This window comes from Caenibius tardaugens NBRC 16725, assembly GCF_003860345.1.
Classification (GTDB): Bacteria; Pseudomonadota; Alphaproteobacteria; order Sphingomonadales; family Sphingomonadaceae; genus Caenibius; species Caenibius tardaugens.
In genome coordinates, this window is sequence record NZ_CP034179.1 from 4,093,065 (window position 1) to 4,106,097 (window position 13,033).

Annotated in this window: 11 protein-coding genes; 10 read left to right on the top strand and 1 reads right to left on the bottom strand. The window is 60.6% G+C overall.

Annotation, left to right across the window (positions count from 1 at the left end; translation table 11 throughout):
• Nucleotides 1–36 precede the first annotated feature (36 nt).
• The 8 genes from radA (at nucleotide 37) to EGO55_RS19385 (ending at nucleotide 9,642) form a co-directional block, all read left to right on the top strand.
• Entirely contained in the window at nucleotides 37–1,398 is a 1,362-nt protein-coding gene (gene radA, locus EGO55_RS19350; protein WP_040716037.1) for a DNA repair protein RadA, read from the top strand.
• 18 nt (nucleotides 1,399–1,416) lie between these two features.
• Entirely contained in the window at nucleotides 1,417–1,935 is a 519-nt protein-coding gene (locus EGO55_RS19355; RefSeq protein WP_021690475.1) for a CvpA family protein, read from the top strand.
• Nucleotides 1,935–2,369, top strand: a complete 435-nt coding sequence (locus tag EGO55_RS19360; RefSeq protein WP_021690474.1) for a hypothetical protein — start codon at nucleotides 1,935–1,937, stop codon at nucleotides 2,367–2,369. Before EGO55_RS19355 ends, EGO55_RS19360 begins: the two co-directional genes overlap by 1 nt.
• 33 nt (nucleotides 2,370–2,402) lie before the next feature.
• Nucleotides 2,403–4,043 (top strand): MFS transporter, encoded by a 1,641-nt coding sequence (locus EGO55_RS19365; RefSeq protein ID WP_021690473.1) that lies wholly within the window; start codon nucleotides 2,403–2,405, stop codon nucleotides 4,041–4,043.
• Nucleotides 4,033–5,079, top strand: a complete 1,047-nt coding sequence (alr, locus tag EGO55_RS19370) for an alanine racemase (protein ID WP_021690472.1) — start codon at nucleotides 4,033–4,035, stop codon at nucleotides 5,077–5,079. The genes EGO55_RS19365 and alr overlap by 11 nt, the downstream gene beginning before the upstream one ends.
• 71 nt (nucleotides 5,080–5,150) lie before the next feature.
• On the top strand, nucleotides 5,151–5,714 hold the full coding sequence (gene phaR / locus EGO55_RS19375) for a polyhydroxyalkanoate synthesis repressor PhaR (protein ID WP_021690471.1): 564 nt from the start codon (nucleotides 5,151–5,153) through the stop codon (nucleotides 5,712–5,714).
• Nucleotides 5,715–5,837: 123 nt separating this feature from the next.
• Nucleotides 5,838–7,379 carry a proline--tRNA ligase gene (gene proS, locus EGO55_RS19380; protein ID WP_021690470.1) on the top strand — a complete coding sequence of 514 codons (1,542 nt, stop codon included), beginning with the start codon at nucleotides 5,838–5,840 and terminating at the stop codon, nucleotides 7,377–7,379.
• Nucleotide 7,380: 1 nt separating this feature from the next.
• Entirely contained in the window at nucleotides 7,381–9,642 is a 2,262-nt protein-coding gene (locus tag EGO55_RS19385) for a ribonuclease R family protein (protein WP_021690469.1), read from the top strand.
• A gap of 16 nt (nucleotides 9,643–9,658) precedes the next feature.
• Here EGO55_RS19385 and EGO55_RS19390 read toward each other — a convergent pair whose 3' ends face one another.
• Complete coding sequence (locus tag EGO55_RS19390) at nucleotides 9,659–10,111, bottom strand: universal stress protein (RefSeq protein WP_021690468.1); 453 nt, start codon at nucleotides 10,109–10,111, stop codon at nucleotides 9,659–9,661.
• A gap of 128 nt (nucleotides 10,112–10,239) precedes the next feature.
• Here EGO55_RS19390 and EGO55_RS19395 point away from each other — a divergent pair, with 128 nt between their 5' ends.
• Nucleotides 10,240–11,541 (top strand): pyruvate dehydrogenase complex dihydrolipoamide acetyltransferase, encoded by a 1,302-nt coding sequence (locus EGO55_RS19395; protein ID WP_124916823.1) that lies wholly within the window; start codon nucleotides 10,240–10,242, stop codon nucleotides 11,539–11,541.
• A 31-nt stretch (nucleotides 11,542–11,572) separates the two neighbouring features.
• Nucleotides 11,573–12,985 carry a dihydrolipoyl dehydrogenase gene (lpdA, locus tag EGO55_RS19400; RefSeq protein WP_124916824.1) on the top strand — a complete coding sequence of 471 codons (1,413 nt, stop codon included), beginning with the start codon at nucleotides 11,573–11,575 and terminating at the stop codon, nucleotides 12,983–12,985.
• The last annotated feature ends 48 nt before the right edge of the window (nucleotides 12,986–13,033 follow it).

Here is a 13,033-nt window from a genome sequence, read left to right on the forward strand (position 1 = left end):
ATTGCGTTCCTTTTATGTTCTGTTTATCGCGCACCTATGGCCAAAACAAAACGTCGCTATGTTTGCCAGGCTTGTGGCAGTGTTTCCCATCGATGGCAGGGGCAATGCGCCGATTGCGGGGAATGGAACACCCTGTCGGAAGAAGCACCGGCGACGGTGTTTTCACAGAAGCACGATCTGTCATCGGGTGGCCGCCCCATTCTGTTCGAACCGCTCGATGTTCCGGGGAAGGCACTGGAACGCCGGGCTACCGGCCTTGCCGAATTTGACCGCGCATTGGGGGGTGGGCTGGTTCCCGGTTCGGCCATTCTCATGGGCGGGGATCCGGGGATCGGCAAGTCCACGCTGCTGTTGCAGGCGGCAGGCAGGATCGCCAAGGCAGGCGGCGATGTCGTGTATGTCAGCGGCGAAGAGGCGGCCGGGCAAGTGCGCATGCGTGCGGCGCGGCTGGGGCTGGCCGATGCGCCGATCCGGCTCGCGGCCGCGACATCGGTGCGTGATATTCTCACAACCTTGCACACGATGGAACCGCCCGCCCTGCTGGTGATCGATTCGATCCAGACCATGCATTCGGACACGATCGAGGGTGCGCCTGGAACGGTCAGTCAGGTGCGTGGCTGTGCTTTCGAACTGATCCGCTATGCGAAGGAAAGCGGCGCGGCGCTCGTGTTGGTGGGGCACGTAACCAAGGACGGCGCCATTGCCGGGCCGAGGGTGTTGGAACACATGGTCGATGTGGTGATGAGCTTCGAGGGGGAGCGCAGCCATCAGTACCGCATCTTGCGAAGCCTGAAGAACCGGTTTGGCGCCGTGGACGAGATCGGTGTTTTCGCGATGGAAGGGGATGGGCTGGAGGAAGTCGCCAATCCTTCGATGCTGTTCCTTTCCGGAAGGGATGAGCCTCTGGCGGGCAGTGCGGTGTTCCCGGCTCTTGAAGGAACCCGGCCTGTTCTGGTGGAAGTGCAGGCGCTCATCGTACGGCTGCAGAGCGGCGCCACGCCCCGGCGCGCGGTGGTCGGGTGGGACAGTGGACGATTGGCAATGCTGCTGGCGGTGCTGGAATCACGCTGCGGGCTCAATTTCTCCAGTGCGGAAGTCTACCTCAATGTCGCGGGGGGGTATCGCCTTGCCGATCCTGCGGCCGATCTGGCTGTGGCGGCGGCGCTGGTTTCCGCGCTGGCCGACCGTCCTTTGCCAAAAGGCGCGATCTGGTTTGGCGAAGTGTCGCTTGCTGGCGAAATACGACCTGTTGCGCACCCCGGCGTGCGTTTGCGTGAAGCCCTTAAGCTTGGCTTCGATCGCGGCCACGGGCCGACAGGATCTGCAGAAAAAGTGGCTGGCATTGCATTTGAAGGGTTGCCTTCTCTGGCGAAGCTCGTTGACCGGATCGTTAGCTAAAACTAATGCAAGGTCCGAATGACGGGCTTTGATATCATAGTGCTGCTCCTGATCGGGATCGGGGCAATCGGTGGATTCTTGCGCGGCTTCGTGCAGGAATCGTTGACGCTGTGCGCGTGGATACTGACATTGTTTGTCATTCATGCGTTGCATACACCGGTAACCGCCTGGCTGGCGCAACACATGGGAAATGGCGTGGTGGCCTCTTTGGTGGCGTTCGCCTTCCTGCTGATCGTTCCTTATGCGGCAATTAAACTGATCGCCAAATGGCTGGGCAATGCCTCCCGTTCTTCAGTTCTGGGGCCGGTGGACCGCGTGCTCGGCTTCGGCTTTGGCGCGCTCAAGGGTATTATTATCGCGGTGCTGGCGTTTTCGATACTGGCGCTGGGCTATGATACCGTATGGGGTGTGGCAGGGCGGCCGACCTGGATTACCACCGCACGCACTTATCCGTTCATCACAACCGCATCCGACGAACTTGTCCAGATGATCAAGGAACGGCGGATTTCCATGGGCGGAACGGATCAGAACGGCTGATGGCAGGCGCGGATCGGCTTTACACGCCGGAGCTTCTGCAACTGGCGGTTCGCCTGGCCGATTATCCCGCGGACAGCTCGCTGCCGTTTCAGGGGACTGCGCGTTCTCCCAGTTGTGGTAGCACGATCGCTATGGGGCTGGCGCTGGACGATACGCAGGCGATTATTGCTATCGGTATGAAAGTCCATGCCTGCGCAGTGGGTCAGGCGGCGGCCGCGATCTTTGCCGATGCTTCGCCGGGACAAGACCGCGACAGTGTGTCCGCTGCACGGCAGGCACTGGAACGCTGGCTGGCTGGCGAAGGCGCATTGCCCGATTGGCCGGGCATTGCCGCGATAGAGGCTGTGCGCGCGTACCCCGGCCGGCATGGCGCCCTGCTGTTGCCCTGGAAAGCTGCGGAGCAAGCGCTTTCCAATGCAGATCGCAACGGCTAGATCATCCTCATTCCAGGGAGTGGAAGGGGGGACATGGCCAGTTCTGTGGCGCCTGCAGCCGTCGAGCAGGAAAACGAGTCAGACGTACGCCTTGTGATCGCGGCATCGTCGGCAGGCACCATATTCGAATGGTATGATTTCTTCATATACGGCACGCTTTACGCGGTCATATCGAAGGCCTTCTTTCCTGCCGATAACCCCACCTTATCCGTTCTTCTGACCTGGGCGACATTTGCCATCGGTTTCGGTTTTCGGCCGATCGGGGCAATCCTCTTCGGCTATCTGGGCGATAGGTTGGGGCGGAAGTACACCTTCCTTGTGACGGTGACGCTGATGGGCATCGCCACGGCGGGTGTGGGCCTTGTCCCCGATGCCGAATCAATCGGGCTGGCGGCCCCGTTGCTCGTGATATTCCTGCGAATTCTTCAGGGTCTGGCGCTCGGCGGCGAATATGGCGGCGCCGCCACCTATGTGGCCGAACACGCACCGCCTGATCGACGCGGCTTCTACACCAGCTTCATTCAGGGCAGTGTTGTCGGGGGTTTCGTGCTCAGCATCTCGGTCGTGTTGCTGTGCCGCTTGTTCATTCCGGAAGATGCCTTCAGCGATTGGGGCTGGCGACTGCCCTTTCTGCTTTCGATCATCTTGCTCGCCATTTCCCTGTGGATGCGCTTCAAGCTTTCGGAAAGCCCCGTATTCAAGGCGATGAAGGAGGCCGGTGAAACTTCGCAGAACCCCTTTATCGAAAGCTTTACCTACCCCGGCAACAAAAAGCGCATCTTTGTCGCGCTTTTCGGCATTACCGCAGGTCTGACAACGATCTGGTACACGGCCTTCTTCACCAGCCTGTCGTTCTTGCGCGGCCCGATGCGGGTCGATGGCCTGACAGTGGAACTGATCCTGTTCGTGGCTGGCTTCATCACGATGTTTCTCTATCTGCCCGTGGGCAAGTGGTCCGACCGCGTGGGGCGGAAAAAGCCGATCATCATTGGCAATTTCCTGACATTGATACTGCTGTTCCCGGCGTTCTGGATGATGGGCAATCTCGCCAATCCGGGGATATGGACTGCTGCCGAAGCTAATCCGGTGCAAGTCGAAGGGCCTGCCTGCAGCACCGATCCCTTCGGAGATCTTTCGGGCACGCGGGCAAGCCCATGCGGGCGCGTGCTTGAAACGCTGGTGGCCAGCGGTGTGCCCTATACGATCGTGAAGGGCGATACCTTGCGGCTGACCGCAGGGGGGCAGGATATCGCCCTGCCGGAAGCATGGATGAACGATAACGCTGCGCGCAAGGTTGGGATCGAAACGGCACTTGCCGCGCGTGGTTTTGACTTTTCCGTTCAACAACCATCATGGCCGCGGGCATTGGGGATCGTTGCGATCCTCGTGGTGCTCGGTGCGCTTTCGGCGCTGACATTCGGGTCGGCTGCCGCGCTACTCGCGGAATTGTTCCCGGCGCGAATCCGGTATAGTTCGATGTCGATCCCCTATCATATCGGGGCAGGCTATTTCGGAGGTTTCCTTCCGCTGATTGCCAACTATATCGTGGCCAAGTCGGGCGACGCCTATGCCGGTCTCTGGTACACATGGCTGTTCGTTCTTGTTTCCCTGCTGGTCGGCCTATGGGGTATCCCTTCCGGTCCGCCGCAAGATTTCACAGAAGATGTCGCTTAACCCACCCGCTCCTGCCCTTCGCCTTCGTCTCGATCATGCCGCGCTGGAACATAACTGGCGCGTTCTGAATGCCATGTCAGGAGAGGCGCGGGCGGGCGCCGCGGTCAAGGCAAATGCCTACGGACTGGGCATAGATGCGGCGCTACCGGTGCTGCGCGATGCGGGTGCGCGCGACTTTTTCGTGGCGCATTGGGGGGAAGTTCCGGGCTTGTTGCCCCATGTGCCTGCCGACCAGATTTCTGTGCTCCACGGTCCGTTGAACGCGGCAGATTGCGCCTATGCGCGGGCAGTGGGCGTGAAGCCCGTGATCAACAGCGTGCATCAGGCGCGGTTATGGCAGGAAACCGGTGGCGGACGCTGCGATCTTATGATCGATACCGGCATGAACCGCCTCGGGATTGCGCACGAAGATGCGGCTGCGTCGGAGATCGCGGCGCTGGATACCGATGTTCTGCTGTCGCATCTCGCATCGGCTGACGAGGAGAGCGCACTCAACCACAGGCAACTGGTGCGGTTTGCGCAAGCCTGTGCGGCCATTCCGGCACGCCGCCGTAGTCTGGCCAATAGCGCGGGGATAACGCTTGGGCCGGATTATGCCTTCGATGTCACGCGGCCGGGCCTGTCGCTCTATGGGGGGGTGCCCTGTCCCGCGCTGGAGGGGCAGATTCGCCAGGTCGCAACGATTGAGGTGGCGATCATTCAATGCCGGGACATTTCACCGGGCGAAACCGTCGGTTACAATGCCACGTTCACCGCAGACAGGCCTATCCGCGCCGGTGTTGTCTCCATCGGCTATGCCGATGGCTTCCTGCGAAGCTGGGGCGGCAAAGGGGCTTTGCGCAGTCATGGCGCTGCACTACCCATTCTGGGGCGTATCTCCATGGATATGGTCATTGTTGACCTTGCCGCAATGCCATCGCTGCGCGAAGGCGATTGGATCGAGGTGCCTTACGATCTGCCCGAAGCCGCACAAGTCGCGGGCCTGACACAATATGAACTGCTGACCATATTGGGACAACGTTTCCAACGTCTCTAGCCCTCTTGTTGCACTGCACACATCGCGCATGCTAAACGCCTTTTTTTGGGGAATGATGGAGGAACGCGGCGATGGCAAAAGCGGGCGGAACCGAAAACGGTCCGGTCATCATAAAGAAGTACGCCAACAGACGTCTCTATAATACGAGTTCGTCCAGCTATATCACCCTGGAAGACCTTTCGCGGATGACGCGGGAAGGCATCGAGTTTCAGGTGCTTGATGCGAAGACAGGGGTGGACATTACCCATTCCATTCTGACGCAGATCATTATGGAAGAAGAAGCCAACGGGGAACAGATGCTCCCCGTCAGTTTTCTGCGCCAGTTGATCAGCATGTATGGCAATTCGATGCAGTCCATGATGCCCCATTACCTCGAAGCCACGATGCAAAACTTCGTCACCAATCAGAAGAAGCTGCAGGAAGCATTCAAGGGCGGCGTGTCAACCAATCCATTTGCCCGTCTGGCCGAAACGAATATCGCGATGTTCAAGGCCGCGACATCGGCGTTCATGCCCGGCGATAACAAGGCCAGCCCGGCTTCGGATGAGGTGCCGGCGCAGGAAAAGGATGAACTGGCTTCACTGCGTGAACAGATGGCCGAAATGCAACGGAAACTCGATTCTCTGGGCAAGTAGGCGGGATAGTGGACTCGCCGCGATAATTCGCGGACCTTGTGCGAACTGGTGAGACCCGCTCGACATGAGCGGGTTTTGCCTTATGGAGCAGGCAAAGAATCCACCCAGAAAAACGAGATATCCGTGTCCGCAATACGCCATGCTCTTTCCGTCAAGCGCGCCGACGATTTCGCCCAATGGTATCAGGCGGTCGTGTCGCAAGCCGATATGGCCGAAGAATCGGGCGTGCGTGGCTGCATGGTGATCAAACCGTGGGGTTATGGCATCTGGGAACGCATCCAGCGATTGATGGATGACCGGATCAAGGCCGCCGGTGTGCAGAACTGTTATTTCCCGCTGTTCATCCCGCTGTCGTACTTTGCGAAAGAAGCGGAACACGTTGAAGGTTTCGCCAAGGAAATGGCGGTGGTTACCCATCATCGGCTCGTCGCGGGTGACAAGGGTGGACTGGTCCCCGATCCCGAGGCGAAGCTGGAAGAACCGCTTGTGGTTCGCCCCACTTCTGAAACCGTGATCGGCGCGGCGATGGCGCGTTGGGTGCAAAGCTGGCGCGATCTGCCGATGCTGACCAACCAGTGGGCCAATGTGGTCCGTTGGGAAATGCGCACGCGCATGTTTTTGCGGACATCCGAGTTCCTCTGGCAGGAGGGGCATACCGCGCATGAAGATCGCGATGGCGCGATGGAAGAAACGCTGCGTGCGCTCGAAATGTACCGGAGCTTCTCCGAAGACGTTCTGGCCATGCCGGTTGTCGCCGGGGAAAAGCCCGAGAATGAGCGTTTTCCCGGGGCTGAGGCGACTTATTCGATCGAAGCGATGATGCAGGATGGCAAGGCCTTGCAGGCCGGTACCTCGCATTACCTCGGCACCAGCTTTGCGGAGGCTGCGGGCATCCAGTATCAGGATCGGGAAGGTGGCCAACGCCACGCGCACACCACCAGTTGGGGCGTGTCCACGCGCCTGATCGGCGGCGTGATCATGACCCACGGGGACGACGATGGATTGCGGGTGCCACCTGCAATCGCACCGTTCCAGGTGGTTATCCTGCCCATGCTGCGCGATGATGCGGGGGATGAAGCCTTGATCGCCTATTGCCGCGAATTGCACACGCAGATCGCCGGGCAGACGGCATTGGGCGAACCCGTGCGGGTACTGCTCGACACCAAGCCGGGCAAGGCTGCTGCAAAACGCTGGGATTGGGTGCGCAAGGGTGCGCCTGTCATCCTGGAAATTGGTGGCCGTGACATGGAAAATGGCAAGGTCAGCCAGTTGCGGCGGGACCGGTTGTGGAATGATGCGGCCAAGCCCGATTTTTCAGCGCCCTCGCGCGAGGAATGCGTCGCCGGTATCGCCGGCCTGCTGCAGGACATTCAACAAAATCTGTTCCAGGAAGCGCGCGATCGCCGCGATGCGAATATCACGCGCGGGATCGATACGCTCGATGCGCTCACCGACTTCTTTGCCGAAGGGAAGGTCTTCCCTGGTTGGGTCGAAGTGCAATGGTCTAGGCCGACTGGCGAAGCGCTCGACAAGGTTGTCGAACAGCTCAAGGCGCTGAAGCTCACGATCCGTAATGTGCCGATGGATGCCACTGCTGCCGATGGCACGTGCATTTTCACCGGCGCGCCTGCGGTAGAGCGGATTTTTGTGGCAAGAGCATACTGATTTGGCCCGTCCGCCCAAAATCGCCCCGGGTCTGCCATCGAAACAGCAGGTTCTCGATTTCATTCAGAACTCGGAAGTCCCTGCGGGCAAACGCGAAATTGCCAAGGCATTCGGCCTAAAAGGGCAGGAAAAGATCGCGCTCAAGAAATTGTTGCGCGATATGGCGGACGAAGGGCTGATCGATGGGAAGCGCACCGCGTTCCATCTCATGGGGGGCGTACCCAAGGTCACTGTCCTGCGCATTGTCGAAATCGATGATGGCGAAGCGCTGGCCATACCCGATAGCTGGGCACCTGACGATGCCGCGCCGCCGCCGCGCTTGCGGATCGTAGAACGGCGCGGGAAAGGGCCTGCGCTGCGCGTGGGCGAACGGGTTCTCGCGCGGACGGAAGAAACTGGCTCCGGATGGCTGGCCCATCCGATGAAAAAGCTGCCCAACCAGGGCGAGGCTTTGCTGGGCGTTGTCGAGATTGATGGCAACGGCAAAACATGGCTTGCGCCTGTGGACCGGCGTGTGCGCCATGCCAGCGCAATCGCGGACCTAGCCGGGGCGGAAAAGGGCAATCTGGTGCTTGCAGAGCCCGCGGGGCGGGGCCCCCGCGCCGGGGTCCGGGTTATTCAGGTGCTGGGCGATCCGCTTGCGCCGCGCGCATTCAGCCTGATCGCGATCCACAAACATGGCATCCCCCACATCTTCTCCGGTGACGTTCTGGAGGAAGGCAAGCTTGCCACGCAATTGCCGCTGAGCGCGGAGAATCGCGAAGACCTGCGCCACTTGCCCATCGTCGCCATCGATCCGGCGGATGCGCGTGATCACGATGATGCGATCTGGGCGGAACCGGATGGGGATGGGGGCTTCCGCGCGGTTGTGGCGATCGCGGATGTCAGCTTTTATGTGCGGCCGGGCGGCAAGCTCGACCGGGAAGCGCGCAAACGCGGCAATTCGGTGTATTTTCCCGACCGGGTCGTACCGATGTTGCCGGAAGTCCTTTCCGCCGATGTCTGTTCGTTGAAAGAGGGCGAAGATCGCGCCGCGATGGTTTGCCATCTGTCGGTGTCCAAGGAAGGCCAGATCAAATCCTGGCATTTTACCCGGGCCTTGGTGCGCATCTCGGAAAACATCGCCTACGAAGATGCGCAGGCGCGCATCGATAGCGGCGAGGCAGAGGATAATCTCAAGAACCTGTGGGCCTGCTGGCGGGCTCTGGAAAGCGCGCGTCACAAACGCGATCCTCTGGAACTGGAACTTCCCGAACGCCGGGTGGTGCTGGACGAACAAGGCAAGATCGCATCGATCGCGATCCGCGAAAGGCTGGATGCCCATCGCGTGGTTGAAGATTTCATGATCGCGGCGAATGTGGCCGCAGCAAAGGCGCTGGAAAGCAAGGCGTCGCCAGTTGTCTACCGCATTCACGAGCCACCCAGCAGGGAAAAGCTGGTCGCGCTGAAGGATTACCTTGCAACTTTTGAGCGTAAACTGGCACTCGGCCAGGTGATAACGCCCGGTCTTTTCAACCGCATGCTCAAGGATATTGCGGATGAAAATGAAAAGGCGCTGATTATGGAGGCGGTTCTCCGCAGCCAGACCCAGGCCTATTACGGGCCGCGCAATGCGGGGCATTTCGGGCTTGCATTAGGCTCTTATGCGCATTTCACCTCGCCAATTCGCCGCTATGCCGATTTGCTCGTTCACCGCGCGCTGGTCGACGCCTTCGGTCTCGAGCAACCCGCGCCCAAGGGCAATCTGCCCGCAACATCGAGCCTGTCGGATCGGGATCGTGCGGATCTCACCCGGGTGAGCGAGGCGATCAGCGTGGCTGAACGGCGGGCGATGGAGGCGGAGCGGGATACGATCGATCGCTACGTGGCGGCCTGGCTCTCGGGTCGGATCGGGGAAGCGTTCGAAACACGGGTTACGGGCGTGCAGCGTTTTGGCCTGTTTGCCACTATCATTGGGCTTGGCGGCGATGGGCTGGTGCCTGTCTCCGTGTTGGGTGCGGAACGGTTTTATCACGATGAAGCCGCGCGGCAGCTTGTTGGCGAAAGCACCGGCACGACGTTTGCCGTCGGCGATCGTCTGCAATTACGCCTTGCTGAAGCGAATCCGCTGACCGGGGCGCTGAAGTTTGAGCCTGTTGACGGTGTCGGTGCGCCTGTGGAACCGCGCGGCAAGCCCTCACCGCTGAAACGCAAGGGCAATCATCTGGTCGGAAAAAGGGGCAGACCCGCGAATATTCGGCATCAGGGGCGCAAGAAACGCTGATCTTTGGGGGTAGGGCTCAACTCAGGCGTTCAAGATCTTCCTGGCTCAATCCGCCCGGAACCACGAATACGGGGCACGGCATGGAACCGGCTGCCGCGGTAAAGTGGGTTACCAGCGGGCCGGGGTTGCCTTCCGCTGCGGCGCCGAGGACCAGTGCAGCCACTTCGGGATGTTCGTTGAGATATTCGAGAACCACTTTCGCGCTATCGCCCACGCGCACGGTAATCGTGGGCATTTTTCCGCTCTCGCTCAGTATGCTGCCGGCAGCGCCCGTTGCCACCACTTCTGCGCGATCACGGGCTTCGGCCTCGATTGTCGCCTGAATGCCGCCAAATGCGTTGAAATCCTGTTGCGGAACATGGGCGATGATATGCACGGTGCCCCCGGTTTTGGCGGCACGGCGCGCGGCGAAGCGAAGGGCGACCGACGCCTCCTCCGTTTCGTCGATAATAACCAGATATACGCGCATATTCCCCCCTTTCGTGCAGGCACAGGTATCGGTTACTATTCCCGCCTGCGCAAGAACCTTGCCCCGAACGCTCATTTTGGCCAATGACGGGGCATACGACAAACCGCCTCGTCGGAGACAGCTTTCACATGCCGATCGATATCAAGATGCCCGCGCTTTCCCCCACGATGGAGCAAGGGACACTGGCCAAGTGGCTGGTGAAGGAAGGGGATACCGTTGTTTCGGGCGATATTCTTGCTGAGATTGAAACCGACAAGGCGACGATGGAATTCGAGGCGGTTGACGAGGGGACGATTCTTTCGATTGCGGTGCCCGAAGGCACTGAAGACGTGAAAGTCGGCACGGTGATTGCGACGCTGGGTGCGGAAGGGGAAACGGCTGCGCCTGCGCCCAAGGCACCTGCACCGAAGGTTGCAGACGAGCCGGCGGCCAAAGCGGCGGAACCGGTTGCGGCGCCTGCCCCTGCGGCAGAGGCCAGGCCCGCCCCGGCGCGTGCGGCGGTGCCCAAGGCTGCGGAAAAGGGCGATCGCATTGTCGCATCGCCTTTGGCCCGGCGGATTGCGGAGCAGACGGGTGTCGATCTGGCCGGTGTGCAGGGCAGCGGCCCCAATGGCAGGATCGTCAAGGCGGATGTGGTCGATGCGAAGGCAGGCACGGCCACGCCTGTTGCCGCCGCTCCTGCCCCCACCGGGCAACCTGTGGCCACGTCGCTGACGGATGCCCTGCCTGATTTCGGCATTCCGTTCGAGGATGTGAAGCTGTCCGGCATGCGCAAGGTGATTGCGCGCCGCCTGACCGAATCCAAACAGCAGGTGCCGCATATCTATCTGACCGTGGACGTGCGGCTTGATGCCTTGCTCGCGCTGCGCGGGGAACTGAATGCGGCTCTGGCCGCGCGCCATATCAAGCTTTCGGTCAACGACATGCTGATCAAGGCGCTGGGTATGGCGCTGATGCAGGTGCCTGCCTGCAACGTGTCCTTTGCCGGCGATGTGATGCGGCAGTACAAGCGGGCGGATGTCTCGGTTGCGGTGAGCATTCCGGGCGGTCTGATCACCCCGATTGTCACCGATGTTGCGGCCAAGGGGCTGGCGCAGATTTCGACCGAGATGGCCGAGCTTGCAGCCAAGGCGAAGGACGGCAAGTTGCAGCCGCACGAATATCAGGGCGGCACGGCCAGCCTGTCGAACATGGGCATGATGGGGATCAAGCAGTTCGATGCGGTGATCAATCCGCCACAGGCGATGATCCTGGCCATTGGCGCGGGCGAGAAACGCCCGTGGGTGATGGAGGATGGCACGCTTGGCGTTGCGACGGTGATGTCGGTCACCGGCAGCTTTGACCATCGCGCCATCGATGGCGCCGATGGCGCCCAACTGATGACGGCCTTCCGCGAACTGGTGGAAAAGCCACTGGGCCTCGTCGCCTGATCCCTGCGAATACGATCAATCGGAGAATATCATGTCCGGACAGTATGACGTCATTGTTCTGGGATCGGGCCCGGGTGGTTATGTAGCGGCGATCCGTGCTGCGCAGTTGGGTTTGAAGACGGCGATTGTGGAGCGGGAGAACCTTGGGGGCATTTGCCTGAACTGGGGGTGCATTCCGACCAAGGCGCTGCTGCGTTCGGCCGAAGTGTTTCACCAGATGCAGCATGCCAAGGACTATGGTCTGGCTGCGGACAATATCACGGCCGATCTGGCGGCCATTGTGAAGCGTTCGCGCGGCGTGGCCAAACAGCTCAATCAGGGCGTCACGCACCTGATGAAGAAGAACAAGATCACCGTCCATATGGGCGAAGGTGCGCTGGTCGGCCCCGGCCAGCTTGCGGTGAAGGGCGAAAAGGGCAGCGAAACGCTGAACGCCAAACACATCATCGTGGCCACGGGCGCACGGGCGCGCGATCTGCCGTTTGCCCCGGCCGATGGCCAGCGGGTGTGGACCTATCGTCATGCGATGACGCCCCCCGAAATGCCGGGCAAGCTGCTGGTGATTGGTTCGGGTGCGATCGGGATCGAATTTGCCAGCTTCTACAACGATATCGGCGCGGAAGTGACAGTTGTGGAAATGATGGACCGGATTGTGCCAGTGGAAGATGCCGATGTGTCGGCCTTTCTGGAAAAGGCGCTGACCAAGCAGGGCATCACGATCCAGACGGGGGCCGCGCTGGAAGACCTGAAGACCGATGCCAAAGGGGTGACTGCCCGGATCAAGGGCAAGGACGGCAAGGTCGAGACATCCACATACAGCCATGTGATTGTGGCGGTGGGCATTCAGCCGAATACGGAAAACATCGGGCTGGAGCCGCTGGGTGTGAAGCTGGACCGCGGGTTTATCCAGATTGACGATTATGGCCGCACGGGCGTGCAGGGCCTGTGGGCGATTGGCGATTGCGTGCCGGGCCCCTGGCTGGCGCACAAGGCCAGCCATGAAGGGGTGACGGCGGCCGAAGCGATTGCGCAGGAACTGGGCAACAAGGATGTCCATCCGCATGGGCTGGACCGGAACAACATTCCGGGCTGCACTTATTGCCATCCGCAGATTGCCTCTGTCGGGCTGACCGAAGCGAAAGCGAAGGATGCGGGCTACGACGTCAAGGTGGGCAACTTCCCGTTTATCGGCAATGGCAAGGCGATCGCGCTGGGCGAGCCGGAAGGGTTCATCAAGACGGTGTTCGATGCGAAGACCGGCGAACTGCTGGGCGCGCATATGATCGGTGCGGAAGTGACCGAACTGATCCAGGGCTATGTCGTGGGCAAGCAGTTGGAGACGACCGAGGCCGAACTGATCCAGACCGTCTTCGCACACCCCACACTCAGCGAAATGATGCACGAAAGCGTCCTGTCCGCCTATGGACGCGCGATCCACTTCTAGGAAGGCGGTTGCGCCGCTGAACGGTAATCAAGCTTACACAGGTCGGTG

Bases quoted from the DNA above. Each gene is read 5' to 3' on its own strand.
- alr (WP_021690472.1), top strand. From the start codon at position 4,033: ATGTCGCTTAACCCACCCGCTCCTGCCCTTCGCCTTCGTCTCGATCAT.
- phaR (WP_021690471.1), top strand. From the start codon at position 5,151: ATGGCAAAAGCGGGCGGAACCGAAAACGGTCCGGTCATCATAAAGAAG.
- lpdA (WP_124916824.1), top strand. From the start codon at position 11,573: ATGTCCGGACAGTATGACGTCATTGTTCTGGGATCGGGCCCGGGTGGT.
- EGO55_RS19360 (WP_021690474.1), top strand. From the start codon at position 1,935: ATGGCAGGCGCGGATCGGCTTTACACGCCGGAGCTTCTGCAACTGGCG.
- radA (WP_040716037.1), top strand. From the start codon at position 37: ATGGCCAAAACAAAACGTCGCTATGTTTGCCAGGCTTGTGGCAGTGTT.
- EGO55_RS19390 (WP_021690468.1), bottom strand. From the start codon at position 10,111: ATGCGCGTATATCTGGTTATTATCGACGAAACGGAGGAGGCGTCGGTC.
- EGO55_RS19355 (WP_021690475.1), top strand. From the start codon at position 1,417: ATGACGGGCTTTGATATCATAGTGCTGCTCCTGATCGGGATCGGGGCA.
- EGO55_RS19395 (WP_124916823.1), top strand. From the start codon at position 10,240: ATGCCGATCGATATCAAGATGCCCGCGCTTTCCCCCACGATGGAGCAA.
- EGO55_RS19365 (WP_021690473.1), top strand. From the start codon at position 2,403: ATGGCCAGTTCTGTGGCGCCTGCAGCCGTCGAGCAGGAAAACGAGTCA.